We start from the raw sequence: 21,486 nt of genomic DNA, 5'->3' as shown, positions 1-21,486 counted from the left end.
CTTTTCAAAAGTGAGCCGCTGTAAAAGCGGAACCATTAGCAGCCGTTACCGCAGAAACGGATATGTACTCAGTCTGATCCAACATCCCGGCCAGCCCCAAGGGCGCCATCGGGGGCAAGTCGAATCGTCGCACCGCCCCTCCCACATTGAGTAATGTGTATAGACGGACTGATCTGCATCACCTGCACTTTCCGCAATCCGACCTAGACTTGTCAGAACTTCCACTCCGACAAGGCCGTCACCCCCATGATCTCCATGTCCTCCTTCCACGCCATGCTTATCCCCATCCTGATCGGCATGATCATGCTCGCCGTGGGCTTCAATTTTCGTGACAACCCCCTTGGCGTGTTCGGCATGTGGGTCGGCATGCTGCTGATCCTGGGCACCGTGGTGTACAAGATCCTCGCCAAATTGGCGCAATGACACTCGCATCTGGCATAGCGGCCTCGTACACTCGGTCCATTCATCGCTTTCAAGGTTGACCGCCTCGTGCTTTCCCGTCTGTTTGCCCTGCCCCGCTACCTGCTGATCACCCTGCTCATAATGCTGCCGCTGACGTCCGCCCAGGCGGTGGGCTTGCCCGGGATGCTGGGCGGGTCCAACAAGGCCCAACCCCAGGCCGATGTGCCCCTGGGGCAGTCGCTGGACGAGGTTATCAAGACCCTGGAGAACGACCAGCAGCGCACCCAGTTGCTGAGCGACTTGAAAAAGCTGCGCGCCGCCACGCAGAAAGCCCAGCCGGCGGCCGAGCTGGGTGTGCTCGGCCTGATCGGCAGCACGCTGTCGGGCTTTGAACAGCAGTTCTCCGGCGCCGACAGCCCGCTGGGGCGCTGGGCCAATGAAGTCGATCTGGCCCGGGATGAACTCAGCGCGCTGATGCTGCCCGCCAACGAATGGCTGCCGATCATCTTTGGCTTTGCGCTGATCCTGGCAGTGTGGAGCCTGTTGGCCGCCGCGCTGATCTGGCTCAGCCACCGCGTGCGCGAGCGCTTCGGCTTGCCCGAAGAACTGCCGCAACACCCGCGTACCTGGGACATGCTGCGCTTTGCCTTGCGCAAGCTGGGCCCGTGGTTGATCGCCTTGGTGATTACGGTTTACCTGAGCTACGCCCTGCCCTCGTCCCTGGGCAAGTCGCTGGCGATGGTGCTGGCTTACGCGCTGGTGGTCGGCACCTGTTTCTCGGCGATCTGCGTGATTGCCTTCTCGGTGCTCGACGGCCCGCACCGCCACCGCGCCCTGTATATCCTGCGCCACCAGGCCTTCCGCCCGCTGTGGTGGATCGGCAGTTTTGCCGCCTTTGGCGAAGCCTTGAGCGACCCGCGACTGGTCGCGGCGCTCGGCCAGCACCTGGCGCATACGGCCGCGACGGTTGCCAATGTGATGGCAGCGCTGTCCACCGGCGTCTTCATCCTGCGGTTCCGTCGGCCGATCGCCCACCTGATCCGCAACCAGCCGCTGTCGCGCCGTCTGACGCGTCGCGCCCTCACCGACACCCTCTCGATCATCGGCACCTTCTGGTACCTGCCGGCGCTGTTGCTGGTGGGCATTTCGCTGTTCGCCACCTTCCTTTCCGCCGGCGACAGCAGCACCGCCCTGCGCCAGTCGCTGCTGTGCACGGTGCTGCTGGTGTTGTGCATGGTGATCAACGGGCTGGTGCGACGCCACGCCCTCAAACCGCAACGCGGGCACAAGCGCCATGCGCTGTACTCCGACCGCCTGAAAAACTTCGTCTACACCCTGGTGCACCTGGCGGTGTGGCTGGTGTTTATCGAGTTGGGGCTGCGGGTGTGGGGCCTGTCGATGATTCGCTTTACCGAAGGCGACGGCCATGAAGTCAGCGTCAAGCTGTTCGGTCTGGGCGGGACCTTGCTGTTCGCCTGGCTGATCTGGATCCTCAGCGACACCGCGATCCACCACGCCCTGACCCGCTCACGCAAAGGCCTGGCCAACGCGCGGGCGCAGACCATGATGCCGCTGATCCGCAACGTGCTGTTCGTGACCATTTTTATCATTGCCGCCATCGTCGCCCTGGCGAACATGGGCATGAACGTCACGCCGCTGCTGGCCGGTGCGGGTGTCATCGGTATCGCCATCGGTTTTGGTGCACAGTCGCTGGTGGCGGACCTGATCACCGGCCTGTTCATCATTATCGAAGACTCCCTGGCCATTGATGACTACGTGGACGTCGGCGGCCACCTGGGCACTGTCGAAGGCCTGACCATTCGTACCGTGCGCCTGCGCGATATCGACGGCATCGTGCACACGATTCCGTTCAGCGAAATCAAGAGCATCAAGAACTATTCCCGCGAGTTCGGCTACGCGATCTTCCGCGTGGCGATTCCCTACAACATGGAGATCGACGACGCGATCAAGCTGATGCGCGATGTCGGCCAGGCCATGCGTAACGACCCGCTGCAGCGCCGCAATATCTGGTCGCCGCTGGAGATCCAGGGTGTGGAGAGTTTTGAATCAGGCAGCGCGATCCTGCGCGCGCGGTTCAAGACCGCGCCGATCAAGCAATGGGAAGTGTCGCGGGCGTTCAACCTGTCGCTCAAGCGGCACCTGGATGAAGCCGGGCTTGACCTGGCGACACCGCGTTTGAGCGTGCAGGTGGTGACGGGGGGACAGGAAAAAGAAAGGCCTGAAGTCAACGCGAATTAATTGTTGGAGGGGGCTTGCCCCCGATTGCGGTGTGTCAGTTGATGCATCTGTAACTGATCCACTGCCATCGGGGGCAAGCCCCCTCCCACATTTTTGATCGGCGATGTTCAGGCGAGTGCAGCGCCATCCATCTTCTGACGCAGGCTCAGCGGACGCATATCGGTCCAGTTCTCTTCGATATAGGCCAGGCATTCTTTCTTCATGCCGCTCTTGCCCACGGTGCGCCAGCCCTCCGGCACGGCCTTGTAGTCGGGCCAGATCGAATATTGCTCTTCGTGGTTGACCACTACCTGAAACAGGATGTCGTCGCGGTCAAATACTGAGGTCATTGCGGTTCTCCGTCGCTCAAAGGCCGGCTGCGCACCATGCGCAGCACTGATAGCTGTAGAAACGTATCAAGGGCCAGGAAAATTAGACGCTGGCGACCGCCGCCGCCAGGGCACGCCCGAAGATCTCGGCGACGCGGTCGATCTCGGCGGCGGTGATCACCAGCGGCGGCAGGAAGCGCACCACGCTGCCATGCCGCCCGCCCAGCTCGAGGATCAGGCCGCGCTTGAGGCATTCACGTTGCAGCACAGGCGCAAGCTGGCGGTGCACCGGTGGATGGCCCTGGATGTCGCATGTGCCATTGGGGTCCACCAGTTCCACGCCGAGCATCAGCCCACGCCCGCGAATATCGCCCAGGTGCACAAAGTCGCGTTGCAGGATGCGCAGGTGTTCGCCGAGGCGCTCGCCCATCGCCGCCGCATGCGCGGCCAGGTCGTGCTCCTTGAGGTAGCGCATCACCGCAGAACCCGCCGCCATTGCCATCTGGTTGCCACGGAAGGTTCCGGCATGCGCGCCCGGCAGCCAGGTGTCGAGCCAGTCGCGGTAGACCACCACCGCCAACGGCAAGCTGCCACCAATGGCTTTGGACATCACCACCACGTCCGGGATGATCCCCGCATGCTCGAAGGCAAACATTTTGCCGGTGCGGCCAAAGCCACTCTGGATCTCATCGACAATCAGCGCCACCCCTGCCTGCTCGGTAATGCGCCGCAAGCCGCGCAGCCAGTCGAGATCCGCCGGCACCACGCCGCCCTCGCCCTGCACCACTTCGACAATCACCGCCGCCGGCGGCAACACACCGGCTTCGGGATCGTTGAGCAGGTTTTCCAGATAATGCAGATTGACCCGCACCCCTTCCGCGCCCCCCAGGCCGAACGGGCAGCGGTAGTCGTAAGGGTATGGCAGAAATTGCACACCATTGCCGAGCAACGCGCCCAGGGGTTTCTTCGGCCCGAGGCTGCCCATCAGGCTCAACGCGCCCTGGCTCATGCCGTGATAACCGCCCTGGAACGACAACACCGTACTGCGCCCGGTGGCGGTGCGTACCAGCTTCAAGGCCGCTTCCACCGCATCGGTGCCGGTCGGGCCGCAGAACTGGATCTTCGCCTGCCGCGCCAGCTCCGGCGGCAACAGGCCGAACAGGTCCTGCACGAACTGGTCCTTGACCGGTGTGGTCAGGTCCAGGGTGTGCAATGGCAACTCGTCGCTCAATACCTGTTGAATGGCCTGGATCACCACCGGGTGGTTATGCCCAAGCGCCAACGTGCCGGCGCCGGCCAGGCAATCAATGAAACTGCGGCCCTCCACGTCTTCCACGTAGATACCCTTGGCACGCTTGAGCGCCAATGGGATGCGCCGCGGGTAGCTGCGGGCGTTGGACTCCTGCTGGCGCTGACGGGCCAGCAGCGGGGTTTCGTCGAACTGATAGAGCGTCTCGCTGGCGTGCACAGACGCGGCTTCAATGGGGCTGGTGGCGACTGACATCTCTCGATCCCTCAGGTGGTGATCCGTGGGAGTGGGGAATACGCACGGACTTCATGTTCTGAAGACGCATCAGCGAGAAGAGGATTTAGGGGCCGGTGGTGTCTAACTGATGAATGAAGATCCAAATGTGGGAGGGGGCTTGCCCCCGATAGCCATAGGTATCTACACAACCCTGTAGCGCCCAACCGTAACCACGATGCGAAGCGAGCCGCTCTTGATCTGCTTTTGATCCTAGGCGCCCCGTTAAACCACGCTGGCCGAACGCAGGCTTGAATCCGTGGGTAACCCGGCAGGACGCCGGGTTAGCCGCCCCGCGCCATGGATGGCGCGTGGCGGCGGCCCACGGATTCAAGCCTGCGTTCGGGCACACCGAGCCTAGGCGAGGTGCCGAGTGGTGGGGCAAGAGCGTTTTGCTTACTTTTGCGCTTTTCAAAAGTGAGCCGCCGTCAGGGCGGAACCCTAAGTGGCCGTTACCGCAGAAACGGATATGTACTCAATCTGATCCAACATCCCGGCCAGCCCCGAGGCCGCCATCGGGGGCAAGCCCCCTCCCACAGGGGCCCGCGTGGTACCTAAAAGTTGTGTAGATACTCACGCCCCTCCCACATTTGAATGGTGTTTGGCTTCAGAGTCCCCGGTACTTTTCGTTGAGCGCATACAGGATCGCGCAGGTCTCCGCATCCAGGCGCCCGGCATAATCGCGCGCCCGAAAGTGCATCTGAAACGCCCGGGTGCGCTGTTCAAAGGCCTGGCGATTCCAGGCCGGTTTGTAGCCATAGCGCTGAAACGCCCGCTCGACTTCCACTTCCGGCGGCAACCCCATGTAAAACCGCCGTTGGTACATCGCCCGGGTGGCTTCGTCAAACCAGGCGCCTACCCCGGCCTCATGCAGGCAGCGCCAGGGTAGCCGGGGGCCCGGGTCGCTCTTGCGCCAGTACGCCACATCCGAATGCCCGAGAATATCGACCGGGCCGATGTGCGGGTAGCGCTCGAGGATGTCGCGCATCAACGCAATCAACACCTGCACCTGTTCCTCGCGATACGCGGGAAACGTGAACACGCCTTTGTCGTCACGCGCCAGGTTGACGATTTCGATGCCGATCGCGCGACTGTTGAGGTTATCCCGCCCGCCCCAATGGCTCGCCCCGGCATGCCAGGCACGCTTGTCCTCGCCCACCAGGCGAAACACGCGCAGTTCGTCATAGCCGGCGGCGCGATAGGCCGGTTCATCGGGATCGGGCAGCAGGTAGTGAGCGCTGACCCCATTCTGCGTCAGGGTGCGCAAGGATGATTCAAAGGGCGCAGCCGTATAGTGCAGGATCACCTGCGCCACGGGCTCGCCGTTACGTTCGTTGAAATCCCGGGCAGGGAAACTGGTATCGATGACCAACATAAGATCCGTCCTTTTCAATACGGGCCGAATCATTCGGCCCTTTCAAGCGCAAAAAAATTACCGCCATCCTGACGATTTGCAGGTCAGGCGAGCGGTAATTATTTGGCACTTGCAGAAAAGCGATCAGCGTCGCAACGGCATGCCCAGGTCAACGCGCAGGCCATCGGCCTGGCTGTCGAATGTCAGCGAGCACGCGCAGCGCTGGACGATCGCCTGGACGATCGCCAGGCCCAGGCCACAGCCGTCGCTGCTGCCAGTGCGCCAGAAGCGCTGGGTGAGGTATTGCAGGTCGTCGCTGGAAATCTGCGGGCCATGGTCGCGCACGCGGAACACCACCTTGTCAGCGCTGCAAGACACGTTCAATTGCACCCGGGTGTCGGCCGGGGTGTGGCGCAAGGCGTTGTCCAGCAGGTTGCGCAGGGCTGCCACGGCCAACCCCACGGGCATCTCCACCGGCCTGTCGGCGAGGCTGTCCGCCAGGATCAGGTCGATGCGCGAATTGTCCCCGGCGTGGGCATCCTGGATCGCCAGGCGGGCGACTTCCTCGGCGCTGGACTGCAACCCATCGTCAAACGACAGGCTGCCCTCGACCCGTGCCAGCAACAACAGTTGCTCCAGGGTGCGGTGCAGGCGGTCGGCACCTTCCTCGGCGTGGGCCAGGGACTGGTCACGCGCCGCGCCCTCGGTCATGCGCGCCACTTGCAGGTGCGTCTTGATCGCCGTCAAGGGGCTGCGCAGCTCATGGGCGGCGTCACCGGTGAGCCGGCGCTCGCGCTCGATGGTCTTGGCGATGCGTTGCAACAGCTGGTTCTGGGTGTCGAGCAATGGCTTGAGTTCGCTGGGCAGCGGGTGGATCTGCAACGGTTCAAGGGAGTCGGCGCTGCGGCGCATCAAGGCGTCACGCATGCGGTTGAGCGGCACCAGACTCTGGCCGATGCCCAGCCACAGCAGGCACAGACAGCCCAGTAAGGCCACGCCGACCGGCACCGAGGCCGCCAGCAGGATCGACAGGTTCAGCGCCTCACGCTCCACCTGACGGTCGGCCGTGGTGATCAGCAGGTCACCCTGGGACAGGGTGAAACTGCGCCAGCCCACGCCATCGATCATCTGGTCGCGAAAACCGCTCTTGCGCGACTCCAGCCCCTCATCCGGCGTGGTATGGCTGCGCGCCAGGACTTCGCCGTGCAGGGAACTGACCTGGCAGGCCATGCCCCCCGGTACGCTCAGTTGTTCGCTACGCAAATGAGTGCCGGAACCGACGCTGGCCAGGCCCGGCATCTGTTCGGTCAGCCCGGCCACCATGCGCGCCGAGGCGACCAGTCGCTGGTCGAGGGAAAACATCATCTGATTGCGCAGGTCGTTGAGCATCCAGGCCGCCGCCAGGGCCCAGATCACGACAAAAGCGGCGCCGAGCTTGAACGTCAGGCGCAGGCGCAGGCTCTTCACGAAGCATCCTCTCCCGCATCGGCCGGACCCAGGCGATAGCCAAGGCCGCGTACGGTCTCGACGATGCCATTGCCCAATTTGCGCCGCAGGTGGTGGATGTGCACGTTCAGTGCGTTGCTTTCCAATTCGTCGTTGAACCCGTAGACGCTGTCCTTGAGCTGCTCGCTGGACAACACGCGGCCCTTGTTGTGCAGCAAGGCCTGCAACAGCGCTTGTTCACGGCGCGACAGGTCCACCGGCTGGCCACCCAGGAAGGTCTCGCGGCTGCTGGGGTCATACGCCAGGCGGCCATGTTCGATCAGGTTGACCCGGCGCCCCGCCACGCGGCGCAACAGGGTTTGCAGGCGGGCGGCGAGTTCGCGCAGGTCGAAGGGCTTGAGCAGGTAGTCATCGGCACCCGCCTGCAAGCCGTCGACGCGGTTGGTCACCGAGTCACGGGCGGTGAGGATCAACACCGGGATCTCCAGGCCCTGGCTGCGCTGTTGCTGCAGCAGTTTCAGGCCGTCTTCGTCGGGCAGGCCGAGGTCGAGCACCATGATGTCGAAGGTGGCCGCCCTGAGCATCGCCCTGGCCGCCGCCGCCGTGGCCACGCGTTCAACCGTGAAGCCCTGGGCGGTGAGGCCGGCCACAATGCCGCTGGCGATCAGTTCGTCGTCTTCGCAGACCAGTACGTGCATGCTGAACCCTTCATGAAAGATGCGGGTGATTAGAAAACGCACGGATTAAGCGTGCATTATGCCGCTAACTTCATAACACCCGATAACTCCTACACTCTAGAATAGCGCCGGTTAATCATCGGTTAATCAACGCCACACATTGTGTGCCTCACTTGCATCGAATTAAGGCTGGACCATGCGGTATCTATTTACTTTTCTGCTGGTGTTGCTGGCGGGGTTCGCCCAGGCCGCACCGGGTAACCCGTTCGAGTCCAAACCCGATTTCCTCCCGGTGGGCAAGGCCTTCACCTTTACCTCCGAGCGTCTTGAAAGCGGCGAGACCCAGCTGTATTGGCAGATTGCCGACGGTTACTACCTGTACCAGCAGCGCATGAAATTCGACGGCCTGGCGCAAAAGCCCGTGCTGCCCCAGGGCGAAGCCCACAGCGATGAGTTCTTCGGCGAACAGCAAGTGTATCGCCAGGGCCTGGAAGTGAAGCTCCCGGCCGGCGCCACCGGGCAGGTCAAGCTGGGCTGGCAAGGCTGCGCCGACGCCGGCCTGTGCTATCCGCCGCAATCGATCACCGTGGACCTGGGCGGCAACCCGGCCGTCGCCGCCACCGCGCAGGCCCAGGACGAAAGCCTGGCCAGCGGCCTGCAACAGCGCAGCCTGGGCTGGAGCCTGCTGATCTTTTTCGGCCTGGGCCTGTTGCTGGCATTTGCCCCGTGTTCGTTGCCGATGCTGCCGATCCTTGCCGGCCTGGTGGTGGGCAGCGGTGCCAGCCCGCGTCGCGGCTTTGCCCTGGCCAGCAGCTACGTGGTGTGCATGGCCCTGGTGTATGCCGCGCTGGGTGTGATGGCCGCGTTGCTGGGCGGCAATCTGGCCGCGCTGCTGCAAACCCCGTGGATCCTCGGCAGTTTCGCCGCGCTGTTCGTGATCCTTGCCCTGCCGATGTTCGGCTTCTTTGAATTGCAACTGCCTGCGTTTCTGCGCGACCGCCTCGACACGGTCAGCCGCCAGCAGAGCGGCGGCAGCCTGGTCGGTGCGGGCATTCTCGGTGCATTGTCCGGCCTGCTGGTGGGCCCGTGCATGACCGCGCCCCTGGCCGGCGCCCTGCTGTATATCGCCCAGAGCGGCAATGCACTGCACGGCGGGCTGATCCTGTTCGCCATGGGCATCGGCATTGGTATCCCGTTGTTGTTGCTGGTCACCGTGGGCAACCGCTTCCTGCCCAAGCCGGGCACCTGGATGAACGTGCTCAAGGGCGTTTTCGGTTTCCTGTTCCTCGGCACCGCCGTGCTGATGATTCGCCCGGTGGTCGGCGAAAGCCTGTGGATCGGCCTGTGGGGCGCACTGGCGCTGGTCATGGCCTATTGCGGTTGGACGCTGGCCCGTGAATACGGGCTGGCCGCCAAGGTGTTCGGCGCAGCCTCCCTGGTGCTGGGCCTGTGGGGCGCGGTACTGGTGGTGGGCGCGGCGGGTGGCAGCGATGAGCTGTGGCAACCGCTGAAGGTCTACAGCGGCTCGCGGGTGGCTGCCACCGCTGACGCTCACGACGCGTTCACCACCATCCACGACCCGGCCGCCCTGCAAAGCCAGCTCGACAGCGCCAAGGCCGAGGGCCAATGGGTGCTGGTGGACTACTACGCCGATTGGTGTGTGTCGTGCAAGATCATGGAAAAACAGGTGTTCGGCAAGCCGGACGTGATGGCCGCCCTGAAGGATGTACGCCTGCTGCGCCTGGACGTCACCGCCGACAATGCCGCCAGCCGCGCACTGCTGGGTCGCTACAAAGTGCCGGGGCCACCGAGTTTCGTGTGGATCGGTCCGGACGGTGAAGAACGCCGCGCCCAACGCATCACCGGCGAAGTGGATGCCGCCGCCTTCCTGCAACGCTGGACGCAAACCCGAGACGCGCGCTGATGCTGACCCTCACCATCGGCACCTTCGCCATCGCCCTGAATCACATTCTGCTGATCAGCGCGCTGATTCTCGCCACCCTGGTGGGCTGGCGCGTGGCCAAGCGTGGCGGGGAAAACCCTGAATCGGTGTTGTTCAGCCTGTTCCTGCTGGGCATGCTGGCCGCCCGTGTCAGCTTTGTACTGATGTACTGGAGCGATTACCGTAACGACTGGCTGCAGATGGTCGACCTGCGCGACGGCGGTTTCCTCGCCTGGGCCGGCGTGATCGCGCTGGTGCTCGGTGCGCTGGCCTACGGCTGGCGGCGCCCTGCCCTGCGCAGACCACTCGGTGCCGGGGTGATCAGCGGCCTGGTGTTCTGGGGCATGGCCAGCCTGTCCCTGAGCCTCTACGACAAGGGCTCGCAACTGCCGGACATCACCTTGCGCGATGCCAACGGCAATGTGGTGCAACTGGCCGACTACAAAGGCGGCCCGCTGGTGATCAACCTCTGGGCCACCTGGTGCCCACCGTGCCGTCGGGAAATGCCGGTGCTGGAGCGCGCGCAACATCAACGCCCGGATGTCACCTTCCTGTTCGTCAACCAGGCCGAGAGCATGCAGAGTGTCAGCACCTACCTGGCCACCCAGGACCTGAACCTGGACAACATGCTGTTCGACGCCGGCGGCCGCCTCGGCCAGGCCGTCGGCTCCATGGCGCTGCCTACCACCTTGTTCTACTCGGCCGACGGACGCCTGATCAACAGCCACCTCGGCGAGCTGTCCCAGGCCAGCCTGGCCCGCGCCATGGAACCCTTCGACACCGTCCCACAAAGGAAACCCACATGCCTCGCCTCCGCCACCTGCTGACCCTGCTGCCGCTGACGCTTGCCGCCACCCTGGCCCAGGCCGAAGACTGGCCGGCCCCGATCAAGCAAATCGAAGCCAAGGGCGCCAAAATCCTCGGCCAGTTCGACGCCCCCAGCGGCCTGACCGGCTATGCCGCGCAATACCAGAACCGCGGCATGGCGCTGTACCTGACCGCCGACGGCAACAGCGTGATCGCCGGCAACCTGTACGATGCTCAGGGCAACGACCTGAGCAGCGCACCCCTGGAAAAACTGGTGTACGCCCCGATGTCCAAGGAAGCCTGGGCCAAGCTGGAAAACAGCAGCTGGATCCAGGACGGCGACAAGAACGCGCCACGCATCGTCTACCTGTTCAGCGATCCCAACTGCCCGTACTGCAACATGTTCTGGGAACAGGCACGGCCATGGGTGAAGGCCGGCAAGGTGCAGCTGCGCCACATCATGGTGGGGATTATCCGCGAAGACAGCCCAGGCAAATCCGCCGCACTGTTCGCCGCCAAAGACCCGCAGAAAGCCCTGGAAGAACACGAAGGCGCCGGCAAGGCCAGCAAGCTGCAAGCGCTGAGCAAGATCCCGGCGGATATCGAAGCCAGGCTCGATGGGAATATGAAGTTGATGGAGGAATTGGAGTTGTCGGCGACGCCGGCGATTTTCTATCTGGATGACAAGGGTGGGTTGCAGCAACAGCAGGGGGCGCCGTCGCCGGAGAAGTTGGTGAAGATTCTGGGGCCGAAGTAATTAGCCCCAGGTTCGTTAACAAGAATGCCTGTGTTAACACAGGCATTCTTGTCATGGCCTCGATTAAACTTCCTCTACCACCAGCAACGTCACATCAAAATCATTGCCTCCCAACCCCAATTGCACGTTATCGACACTGAGCCTTACTGTAGAAGATGACGCAGTGAACACACTTTTGAGCGTTCTCCAGACCCGCGTATCCAATAGCGTCGGAGCGACAATTTCTTGTCCCGAAGCTACCAAGGCAATCCTCGGCAATGGACGCCCACCACTGTTATCCCGAACGTCGGCACTGAACTCGTAGGTGCGGCCAATCTCCAGGTCACTGAACACCTTGAACAACTTCTCTCTCTGAGTAGTCAGGTCTTGAGTGTTGGTATAACCCCAATCAAACAAATAATATTGACCGCCTGCCTCTTTTAACACCAAGTCCCTTGGGTCGGTGGCACCCGCGCCTTTTTGCCAGCCGTTCCAGTCTTTTTTATTAGGGTCAAAGTCAGTCACGTCTCTGAACCGCTTGCGCAGTGTCAATTCCAATAGCGGAAACTCGATCGCCTCACTCACATCCGGGCTGCCATCGGTGGTCACCTTGAAGACGATGGCCAATGGTGTCTTGTTGCGAAACGCCTCCAGATCGGAGCGCGCAAGTACACGCTTGAGGCCGTTGTTCATATCGGAGAGTGTAATCAGCTGACCCGTCATCACGCGCACGGTGTGTGAAGATCCGTCCTCTTTAGTGCCGGTACATTCCAACCAGCCTTTCTGTCCTTCCAGGGAGAACCACCAGACCTTATCGAAGTTTTCGTCATTGACGATGATTTGCGCATCGCCGGAGAACGTCCGTAGATCCAGGATTGCGCCCTGGGTAGCCGGTGGCGTCGCCTCAGGCACCATTGGGGTGGGCAATCTCGTCGGCACACTGACCTTCAATGCCAGCGTCTTCGACGGCGCCATCTTGCAAGCGCTGGTCACTGTGTAATTGATCAGGATTGTTTTACCCGCACCGTGAATCACCGCTTCGCGCGGAATCGCAAAATCGACATAACCAGGATCGCTGTTGCCCGGTTTTGAGGTCAACGGCAGGCTCGTGCCATCCGTCTTGAGCCACTGCACGTCGATCATCTGATTGGGACTGATCCGTTCATATTCCACGCGAACCGTCACACCGTCGCGGCCATTCCAGAGGGTAAGTTGATCACCGACTGCTTCACACACCCTCGGAGGGGGCAGTATCAACGCCTCCTGCTCAATGCTGAAAGTCACAACAGGAAACTCGACGGCCGTGTCCAGGTCGCACCGCCCATTAAAATTCGCCGCAAAATGCAGGTTGAACTCACTGCAATCGGCCAATTTTTGCAGCTTGGTCCTGGCTATCGGTGTATCAACTCCGTCGCGTAGCCAGGCGGCGGTAAGCGGCTTGCCTTCCAATACATAAAACAGATAGGAACTACCGTCCTCACGCGTGCCGGTTACCCAGACCCAGCAGCAGTCCTGCTCCATGGCGTAATGCCAGATAGGCGCCACCGCCGTTGCGTCATCACCGAACGTATTGAGGTCCACCCGGTCGCCTGTGGCCTGCTCAATGCCCGGTTTTGGCAAGCCCGTGATGCCCAGCACCTTCACGTGGCGCTCGGGTGAGGACCAATGGCTGCCATCGCAGCGCGTGACGTTGTAGGTCAACGTAATGGCTTGCTCAAAATTGGCGCGGATCACTGAAGGCGGTACCGCAAACACCAGGCTGGTTTCACCTTCAACCGGTTGGCGGCATTCCAGTTCGACTGTGCCCTGTCCAGGGGTGCCGGTAAGTGTCGGGCACACCGTATCGCCGCTGCACATGCCCTCATAAGCCACCACGATATGCGCACCGTTCACTGTGTTTATCGGGTTGACCAGCCAGCCGTCGAACTCGGTGTGTACGGCTTCCTTCAGCTCAGGGGGTGACAGTTTCAAGTTAGGGTCAGTGAGCAGCGTCAATGAAAGCGAGCCGAACGATCTATAGGGAACAGCCTCGCTGTAGCGCACGGACGCCAAAAGATACAGTCCGCTGTTATGTTTAAGTTGCTGGAGCAACGCCCGAGGTATTGCTCGACGCCACCCCAGGCGCAAGTCTTCGTCGGTAACCTCTGCATCCTTGAATGGATAAAGTTTGGCCTGGGTGTCATCGGGATAGAAGCCGCTTATATAGCAGTTGATCGTTTGGATTTTGCCGGCAAATGCCCAGGGTGGAATGTAAAGAATCGGATCGTTACAGCACAACAAGGAAAGATCCAGTTTGCCATCGAACGCTTCGAGAATTTGCGCCTGAGGCAAGTTCGAGGGCAGGCTGATCCGTACCCCACCCTGCAAAGATGTTTGACTCTCACCGTTTCTAGTGACGGTGTACGTAAACAATGCGTAAGTGTCCAACCACAATGCTATGTATTCGGGAGGGATATAAAAGTTGATACAACCTGCCTCGTCGCCATTTTGGGGTTCTATCGGCGGATAGGGGCTGCCTGCCAACGGCCAGTTCAGAGTGATGAGGTCAGTGGTTTGCATGTCGTCGTAGCGGACGCTGACGTTGCCTCCGTTCAGCAGTTTGAGTGAATCGACACTGCCATTTTCGTCAGCCTCACGCAGCTCTGGCTTGGGCAGGTCAAGGGCATTCGGCAATGACTTGGGCATAGTGAAAGTTCCTTTTCAATAGACTGGAAATGCCGAAGCCCAGAGGTTGGCCTGATCAGCATCGCCCTATCACACCGTAAAAAAGCCGGCGTTCCTACTGTCAGAATTCACAGTTCCAATCTCCATAAAGACATTATTCGACCAGTGGATTGCGGCAACAGCCGTCGCCGGGTAAGTGGGTGAACATTTTGCGGCCGAAATAAAACAGCTGATGCCTGACGAAAGAGGCCCCCATTACTGGAGGCCTCGTTTTTGATACTCGTCAAACGCGCCCGATCAAGTGTTTTCCTTCACCGTAAGTTAGGGGCAGTACCGCGACAACGGGTCAGTCCATCGTCGTTTAAAATCATTTATCGCCGATACCAAACTTTCAGCGAATCAATGCTGCTATGCGCCGTACACAATATCGTGACATACGAAATCGTTGTGCCTGGATCCGCCTGAAAATCTATCCATGTTCCCGGAAATTCAACGGCCTCCCCTAGCAATTGCCCTTCTTTGTTGAAGTACGTGAATGTGACGCTACTGACGCTCGTACTTGAAAATCCAAACCTGACACGTGCACATTCTCTTTTTAAGCGCAAAACCGCCAGCTGTGGCGGCGTCCCGCCGTAGCAGAAAAGAGCATAGGACTTACCTTCAACCATACCTGGCACTTCTTCTCCGACCCCCCTCACCTGATGAAGCCCGATGTTGGATTGCATCGGCTGCCCCATTTCAAGTGTCGCTAACTTGGTAACGATAGGGTTGCGTGTGTGCTCAATGATGGGATAAGTTTCAAAGTCGTCAAAATCGGTTTCTAACTCATGCCGAAGTTTTAATGTCAGTCTATTAAACTCAAGCTTGACGGGTTCAAGCAGATTTTGACCTACCGTGCACCAAACCCTGAATGTAATGTCGGTACCATCTTTAAACTTCAACAATTCTGCACGAGACATCCGCCGCAACAGCATGTTCAGGTCATCGGTTTCAACGGGTTTTTCATCCATGATGACACTCGTGTAGGGAGAACCCTGTTCTGCAGTCCCCTCGCACGTAATCGTCACGATTTGCCCCTTGATGATCCACCACCATGCCAGTTCGCTCTCGGAATCGGGATCCTTGACGACCACGTCTACATAATCTCCGGAAACAGTCGCCAAATCCAAAATATCGCCAGTAGCCTGCTTCACCACCGGGCGAGGACGCCGCTCCATGATGGGCTCACCAACCTGCAACTGCAGTGTCTCGGACACCATCTGCTTGCAGGCATTGATCACGGTATAAGAAATCAATGCCGTCTTGCGGAAGCTGTTGATCACCTGCTCGCGCGACGCCAGGAAAGTGACCGGGCGGGACGGACTTTCCTGCAAGGGCAGTGGCCAGCAGCTGTCTTCGCCGTCCAGGCACCATTGGGCAGTGTGCTGGTGGCTGGGTTGATAGCCATCGTAAACCGCCTCGACATGCACCCCTTCGCGACCGTTCCACGCCACCAGAACACCACCCTGTGCCTCCCTGACGGTGGGTGCCCGTGGCGTCAGGGGCTGCTGGTAAATGGTGAATGTCGCGGGTGGGAACTCGAGGGCGTCCTCCAGTTCGCTCGCCTCGCAAAAGCTGGCCTTGACGTGCAGTTCAAACTTGGAGCAATCGCCGATCCTCTCCAGTCCAACCCTTGGGATATCAGCCCTGACGCCGTCGCTTTTCCAGGCGTCCGTGACAACCTCACCGTCCAGAATATCCAGGCGGTAAGCGCTGCCGTCTGCATGTTCAGCATCGATCCACATCCAGCAATGGCTCGCGCACTGACCGTATGCGCCCAAAGGCGCTATCACGTTTGCATCCCCTGAAAAGTTATCAAGGCACAACAACCGATCCGGGTTCGCCTCTTCAATCAGCGGGCGCTCAAATTCGGGGGTTAAAACATTGATCAGCCTTACTGGGGAAGGCTGTACCGTGCCACTGACGGCCAGGTCATAGCTCAAGGTCATCTGCTTGTTGAAGAAACACGCCACCACACAGGCCGGCAGTTTGACGAGAGGCATCTCACCGTCCTGTTCAACCGTGAAATCACCCAACGGTTTTTTCGCATAACCGGGCCCGCTTACATAAAACCTGACCTCGTCACTTTTGTAAGTGTCCAGCCCCTGGATGACGACCTCCCCTCCCTGCTGGGTGTTTTCAGGGTTGAGGCACCACTCACCGTTGTATTGCGCAGACTCGCGCAAGTGCGGCGGTTTCAGATCCAGCGCAGGGTCGACCTGCAGCAGTGAGGTCGTGCGCAGGTGGAAATCCTCGGCGTTCACCGGGAGCGGATTCTCCAGAAGCGGATCGCCAGGTTCAGGGTATACCGGGGCGGTGGTGTCCCAAATCACGCCCAGGTGAGCGGTGATCGCCGAATAGTCGTCCAGCCTGGACAGCCAGCCTCGCGAAAGCGTAAAGCGAAAAACGTGGTCCGGATGGGCTTCGTGCTCCTGCACCACATGATCCTTGGCCACCCAGGCGAAGCGATAGGGCGCGACGTGCTGGTTACCCGCAACCACGACAAACAACCGCTGCCTGGGTTGAATCATCGGCCAGGCCTTGATCGCGACAATTTCATCGCCCGTAAACTCTTGCATGCGCAGGTACCAGGTACTCCACTCCTCCTTGGCATGGGTAAACACCGGCCTTGAGACGACAAGATGCTCCTCCCTGATCTGTTGGATTTCCAACTCCAGCGTCAGGGATTCCAGCGCCCGCCCCCCGGCATTGGCCGTGTACTTGATCAATACCGTGTGCCCGATGCAGTAGCTGATCCAGCGTGCCGGAATGTCGACGATATTGACGCCGTTTTCCACAGAGATCGGCTCGAAGCTTGGCTGGTCCTGATCCTTGACCGCCATGTGGAACATGACGTTAGTGGCATTCGCCGGCAGCGTCAGCGTGGCCGTCGTGCCATCGATTGCATCGATGGGATACAGCAAGCTGTTGTTCGCTGCGTGCTCGATAATCGCATAGGGCAGTTCCGCTTCAACGGCTGGCAGCGACTTCGCCGCTCGAACGGACCTGGTTTTTCCAGTAGGTATTGTGCTCGCCACGATAAGACTCCTGTCCAGCGTTAGATCACCGTCGGGCCCGGCCGGATGGGCCGGAAACTGCGGTTATCTAACACGTGGATCAGGAATCCTGCCTACTGTCAGAATTGACAGTTCCGCTGAAAAAACTCGATATTCCAGACCAGTGGCCGTCTCACAACCCCTCCAATTGCGCCATCAAATCACTTAACCGATCCACCTTCTCGGCACTGATCTCATTGCCCGCCAGGCCCTCGATATACTCGGCCAGCTCCGCCACCGTGCTGCATTCGAACATCGCCCGCAGCGGCACATCGCGCTGCAGGGTCTTCTGCACCCGTGAAGCGATCTGTGTCGCCAGCAACGAATGCCCCCCCAGTTCGAAGAAGTTGTCCTGCACCCCTACCCGTTCGACCTTGAGCACTTCGGCCCAGATCGCGGCCAGGGTGGTTTCCAGTTCATTGCGCGGCGCCAGGTAGTTCTGGCTGTGCAACTGGCCGATGTCCAGGGCCGGCAGGGCCTTGCGGTCGAGTTTGCCGTTGGCGTTGAGCGGCAGGCGCTCAAGCCACAGCCAGTGCAGCGGCACCATGTATTCCGGCAATTCGGCGCGCAGGCGTTGCTTGATACGGTCCAGGCGTTCGCCTGGGCTGAGGGTTTCATCAACCGGCACCAGGTAGCCCACCAGGTGCTTGCCGTTGACGCCCTCCTGGACACCGACCGCCGCATCACGCACCTCGGGTTGTTCGTGCAGGCGTGCTTCGATTTCACCCAGTTCGATGCGGTAGCCGCGAATCTTCACCTGGTGGTCGACCCGCCCGACGTACTCCAACACGCCGTCACTGCGCCGGCGCGCCAGGTCGCCGGTGCGGTACAGGCGTTCGCCCGGTGCGCCGAACGGGTTCGGTACAAACACCGGTGCGGTGCGCAGCGGGTCGCTGACGTAACCGCGACCGACGCCGATGCCGGCCACGCACACTTCACCGACGGCGCCTTGGGGCACCAGCTCCAGCGTGCCGTCCAACAGGTACAGACGGTTGTTGTCGGTGGGCGTGCCAATCGGCAGATAAGTGCCACGGGTCGAGGCCAGGTCGACGCGGTAGAACGCCACGTCGTCCGAGCATTCCGCCGGGCCGTAGGCGTTGACCAGGCCGATCTGCGGGTAGCGCAGCAGCCATTGGTGCGCCAGCTCCGGCGGCATCGCTTCACCGGTCGGCAGCATCCAGCGCAGGCCGTCGAGACGAATGTGGTCCTGGGCGAGCATGCCCTGGATCAGCGACGGCACGCTTTCCAGCACGGTGATGCCGTGTGCCTGAACATGCTCCAACAACCCCTGCGGATCATGGGCCAGGGCGTTCGGCACAATATCCACCCGCGCGCCAAACAGCGGCGCAGCGAGGAACTGCCACACGGAAATATCGAAGCTTTGCGAAGCGGTCTGCGCGATCACATCAGCGTCGCTCAGTTGCAGGTAGGGCACCTTGCTCAACTGGTTGTTGAGCATGCCGCGCTGTTCGACCATCACGCCCTTGGGCAGGCCGGTGGAACCGGAGGTGTAGATCACGTAGGCGAGGTTATCCGGGGTGCTATAGACGCCCGGGTTCTCGCCACGGGCGGGGATTTCCTCCCACACCAGCAACTGGCAGTCGACGCCGTCGAGCAGTTCGATGGCCTGTTCCCGGCACGCTTCGGTGCACACCAGCAAGGGCGTGCGGCTCAGGTCGATGATGCGGCTCAGGCGCGGGCCCGGCAGGCCGGGGTCCAGCGGCAGGTAGCCGGCACCGGCCTTGAAGCTGCCGATGATCATGCCGAGCAACTCCAGGTTACGCTCGGCCAGCAACGCCACCGGTTGGTCCGGGCCGACACCGGCGGCAATCAGCGCATGCCCCAGGCCGTTACTGCGCCGGTTCAACTCCTCATAGCTCCATTGCCGGTCCAGGCAACTGGCGGCGATACGCTGCGGATGCTGCGCCACCCGCTCCTCGAACAACTCGACATAGCTGCGCGCCAGCGGGTAGTCGTGTTCGCTCTGGTTGCAGCCATCCACCAGGAACGCGCGCTCCTGCTCGCCGATCAGCGGCAGGTCGGCCATGTCGCCATGGAAACCCTGCACCAGCGCCAGCAACAGGCGCTTGAACTCGGCGAGCATGCCTTGCACGGTGGTTTCATCGAAATAGCGCTGGTCGTAGGACAGGTGCAAGCCCAGGTCATCGCCCGGGTAGCACACGGCGGTCAGTGGGAAGTTGGTGTGGGTACGCCCGGAATCGGAGGTGGCATTCAGGCTTTGCGCATGGCTGAGCACCGAGGTTTCCACCGGGGCGTTTTCGAACACGAACAGGCTGTCGAACAGCGGCTGGCCCTTGGGCAGTTCGCTGTGTTCCTGGATAGTCACCAGCGGCAGGTATTCGTACTCGCGCAGTTGCATATTGCTGTCGAGCAAACCGCTCAACCACTGGCGCACGCTGCACCGCTGGTCATCGGCAGGCAGCTTCACCCGCAGCGCGATACTGTTGATAAACAGGCCCACGGTGCGTTGCATCTCGGGCATGTCCACCGGACGCCCGGCCACGGTGACGCCGAACAGCACGTCGCGATCACCGCTCACGCGCCGCAGCACCAAGGCCCAGGCCGCCTGGGCGAAGGTGTTGACGGTGAGTTGATGCGCCTGGGCCAACTCGCGCAGTTGCGCGCCGTCACGGGCATCCAGCCGGGTGTAGCAGTCGCCAACCACCATGCCGCCGCTGTGGCCGGCATGTTCGCGCAGGAATGGTCGGTCGCTCGGGATCGGCGTGGTGCGCTCGAAACCTTGCAGGTTGCGCTGCCACCACTGGCGCGCTGCGTCCAGGTCCTGGCGTTGCAGCCAGGCGATGTAGTCGCGGTAGCGCGGCGGCGTGGCCAGTTGCGCGTCGCGCCCTTCGCCAAGCGCCTGGTAGAGCTCGAAGAAGTCGTTCATCAGCAGCGAACGGCACCAGGCATCGATAAGGATGTGGTGGTTGCTCATCATGAACCAGTAGCGCGCCTCGCCCACGTGGATCAGGCGCAGGTGGAACGGCGCCTGGTTGAGCAGATCGAAACCGGCCTCGCGCTCGGCCTTGAGCAGCGCTTGCAGACGCGGCTCGTGCTCACGCTCGGGGTCGGCGCTCCAGTCCAGGTAGTCAATCGGCGTGCTGCCGGGCTTGTGGATCACTTGCAGCATGTCTTCGCCGACGTTCCAGCAGAACGAGGCACGCAAGGCTTCGTGGCGGGCGATCACCGCCTGCCAGGCCTGGGCGAAACGCTCGGGGTCGAGGTCACTGTTGATGCGGTAGCGGTCCTGCATGTAATACAGGCCGGTGCCCGGTTCCAGCAGGGTGTGCAGCAGCAGGCCCTCTTGCATCGGGGTCAGCGGGTAGACATCTTCGATGGCGCCGGCCGCTACCGGCAAGCTGTCCAGTTGCGCCTGGGTCAACCGTGCCAGCGGGAAGTCGGACGGCGTGAGGCCACCGGATTCGTCCTGGAGGCAATGGGCGATCAGGTCCTGCAGTTCGGTCAGATAGGCCTCGGCCAGTTTGCCAATGGTTTGCTGATCGTAGCGCTCGCGGCTGAAGGTCCAGCGCAGCACCAGTTCACCGCCATACACCTGGCTGTCGACACTCAGCGCATTGGGCAGCGGTGCATCGGGGTCGTGTGCAAGGCCGGCGGATTCCTCCAGCGGATGAAACAGCGCGTCGGCGCCGAAGCTCTGGTCGAACTGGCCGAGGTAGTTGAAGGTAATCTCGGCGCTCGGCAGCGCGGCCAGGCTGCGTTGGCACTGGTCGTCCGCCAGGTAGCGCAGCACGCCGTAGCCCAGGCCTTTGTGCGGCACGCCGCGCAGTTGCTCCTTGATTGCCTTGATGGAGTCACCCGGCTCCGCCTGCGGGGTCAGGCGCAATGGATAGGCGCTGGTGAACCAGCCGACGCTGCGGGTCAGGTCGATGTCATCGAACAGGCTTTCGCGGCCGTGGCCTTCCAGTTGAATCAACGCCGCGTCGTGACCGCTCCAGCGGCACAGCACGCGAGCCAGGGCGGTCAGCAGCAGGTCGTTGACCTGGGTGCGGTAGGCGCTCGGCGCCTGTTGCAGCAACTGCCGGGTGCGCTCGACGTCCAGGCGCACGCTGACGGTCTCGGCGTCACGCTGGCGCAGTGCGCCGTGTGGGCGATCCACCGGCAAGGCCAGCGCCGGGCCCGCCAACTGCGCTTGCCACAGGCTCAGCTCTTCGCGCAGGGATTCGCTATGGGCATAGGCCTGCAAACGTGCGGCCCAGTCGCGCAACGCGCTGGTCTTGGCCGGCAGGCTGACG

General features: G+C 61.5%; 13 protein-coding genes. 5 read left to right on the top strand and 8 right to left on the bottom strand.

Going from position 1 to position 21,486, the window contains the following annotated elements:
- Nucleotides 1-246 precede the first annotated feature (246 nt).
- Together BFP90_RS28905 and BFP90_RS26430 are read left to right on the top strand one after the other, a co-directional pair.
- Nucleotides 247-423 carry a hypothetical protein gene (locus BFP90_RS28905; protein ID WP_163001699.1) on the top strand — a complete coding sequence of 59 codons (177 nt, stop codon included), beginning with the start codon at nt 247-249 and terminating at the stop codon, nt 421-423.
- Between the two features lie 66 nt (nt 424-489).
- Entirely contained in the window at nt 490-2,661 is a 2,172-nt protein-coding gene (locus BFP90_RS26430; protein ID WP_065893996.1) for a mechanosensitive ion channel family protein, read from the top strand.
- A gap of 107 nt (nt 2,662-2,768) precedes the next feature.
- On the opposite strand, the gene BFP90_RS26425 is transcribed toward BFP90_RS26430, so the two are convergent.
- From BFP90_RS26425 to BFP90_RS26405, 5 genes are all read right to left on the bottom strand, one after another.
- Complete coding sequence (locus BFP90_RS26425) at nt 2,769-2,990, bottom strand: MbtH family protein (RefSeq protein WP_057721389.1); 222 nt, start codon at nt 2,988-2,990, stop codon at nt 2,769-2,771.
- Between the two features lie 82 nt (nt 2,991-3,072).
- Nucleotides 3,073-4,473, bottom strand: a complete 1,401-nt coding sequence (locus tag BFP90_RS26420) for an aspartate aminotransferase family protein (protein ID WP_065898417.1) — start codon at nt 4,471-4,473, stop codon at nt 3,073-3,075.
- 625 nt (nt 4,474-5,098) lie between these two features.
- A complete protein-coding gene (locus BFP90_RS26415) occupies nt 5,099-5,866 on the bottom strand; it encodes an N-acetylmuramoyl-L-alanine amidase (protein ID WP_065892423.1) in 768 nt (255 codons plus the stop codon).
- Nucleotides 5,867-5,989: 123 nt separating this feature from the next.
- Nucleotides 5,990-7,312, bottom strand: coding sequence for an ATP-binding protein (locus tag BFP90_RS26410; protein ID WP_065898416.1), 1,323 nt, complete (start codon nt 7,310-7,312; stop codon nt 5,990-5,992).
- The gene (locus BFP90_RS26405; RefSeq protein WP_065888373.1) at nt 7,309-7,989 is read right to left on the bottom strand and encodes a response regulator; all 681 of its coding nucleotides are present in this window, start codon (nt 7,987-7,989) and stop codon (nt 7,309-7,311) included. Before BFP90_RS26405 ends, BFP90_RS26410 begins: the two co-directional genes overlap by 4 nt.
- Before the next feature lie 175 nt (nt 7,990-8,164).
- Between BFP90_RS26405 and dsbD the strand changes: the two genes are divergently transcribed.
- Genes dsbD through dsbG form a run of 3 tightly spaced genes read left to right on the top strand, consistent with a single transcriptional unit; the run spans nt 8,165 to nt 11,474 of the window.
- Nucleotides 8,165-9,892, top strand: coding sequence for a protein-disulfide reductase DsbD (gene dsbD, locus BFP90_RS26400; protein ID WP_065898415.1), 1,728 nt, complete (start codon nt 8,165-8,167; stop codon nt 9,890-9,892).
- The gene (locus BFP90_RS26395) at nt 9,892-10,737 is read left to right on the top strand and encodes a TlpA disulfide reductase family protein (RefSeq protein ID WP_065898414.1); all 846 of its coding nucleotides are present in this window, start codon (nt 9,892-9,894) and stop codon (nt 10,735-10,737) included. The genes dsbD and BFP90_RS26395 overlap by 1 nt, the downstream gene beginning before the upstream one ends.
- Nucleotides 10,713-11,474 (top strand): thiol:disulfide interchange protein DsbG, encoded by a 762-nt coding sequence (dsbG, locus tag BFP90_RS26390; protein WP_065892419.1) that lies wholly within the window; start codon nt 10,713-10,715, stop codon nt 11,472-11,474. The genes BFP90_RS26395 and dsbG overlap by 25 nt, the downstream gene beginning before the upstream one ends.
- 63 nt (nt 11,475-11,537) lie before the next feature.
- Here the strand turns inward: dsbG and BFP90_RS26385 are convergent, their stop codons facing one another.
- The 3 genes from BFP90_RS26385 to BFP90_RS26375 form a co-directional block, all read right to left on the bottom strand.
- On the bottom strand, nt 11,538-14,138 hold the full coding sequence (locus BFP90_RS26385) for a hypothetical protein (RefSeq protein WP_065898413.1): 2,601 nt from the start codon (nt 14,136-14,138) through the stop codon (nt 11,538-11,540).
- A gap of 350 nt (nt 14,139-14,488) precedes the next feature.
- Nucleotides 14,489-17,194 (bottom strand): hypothetical protein, encoded by a 2,706-nt coding sequence (locus BFP90_RS26380; RefSeq protein ID WP_065898410.1) that lies wholly within the window; start codon nt 17,192-17,194, stop codon nt 14,489-14,491.
- A 151-nt stretch (nt 17,195-17,345) separates the two neighbouring features.
- The coding region (locus BFP90_RS26375) for a non-ribosomal peptide synthetase (RefSeq protein WP_141688997.1) at nt 17,346-21,486 on the bottom strand (4,141 nt) is incomplete at its 5' end.

The organism is Pseudomonas sp. 24 E 13, assembly GCF_900004715.1.
Classification (GTDB): domain Bacteria; phylum Pseudomonadota; class Gammaproteobacteria; order Pseudomonadales; family Pseudomonadaceae; genus Aquipseudomonas; species Aquipseudomonas orientalis_A.
This window is presented reverse-complemented; position numbering and strand designations above follow the sequence as displayed.

Coding starts and splice junctions, on each gene's coding strand:
- BFP90_RS28905 (WP_163001699.1), top strand. CDS start 247: ATGATCTCCATGTCCTCCTTCCACGCCATGCTTATCCCCATCCTGATC.
- BFP90_RS26425 (WP_057721389.1), bottom strand. CDS start 2,990: ATGACCTCAGTATTTGACCGCGACGACATCCTGTTTCAGGTAGTGGTC.
- BFP90_RS26420 (WP_065898417.1), bottom strand. CDS start 4,473: ATGTCAGTCGCCACCAGCCCCATTGAAGCCGCGTCTGTGCACGCCAGC.
- BFP90_RS26415 (WP_065892423.1), bottom strand. CDS start 5,866: ATGTTGGTCATCGATACCAGTTTCCCTGCCCGGGATTTCAACGAACGT.
- BFP90_RS26405 (WP_065888373.1), bottom strand. CDS start 7,989: ATGCACGTACTGGTCTGCGAAGACGACGAACTGATCGCCAGCGGCATT.
- dsbD (WP_065898415.1), top strand. CDS start 8,165: ATGCGGTATCTATTTACTTTTCTGCTGGTGTTGCTGGCGGGGTTCGCC.
- BFP90_RS26395 (WP_065898414.1), top strand. CDS start 9,892: ATGCTGACCCTCACCATCGGCACCTTCGCCATCGCCCTGAATCACATT.
- dsbG (WP_065892419.1), top strand. CDS start 10,713: ATGCCTCGCCTCCGCCACCTGCTGACCCTGCTGCCGCTGACGCTTGCC.
- BFP90_RS26385 (WP_065898413.1), bottom strand. CDS start 14,138: ATGCCCAAGTCATTGCCGAATGCCCTTGACCTGCCCAAGCCAGAGCTG.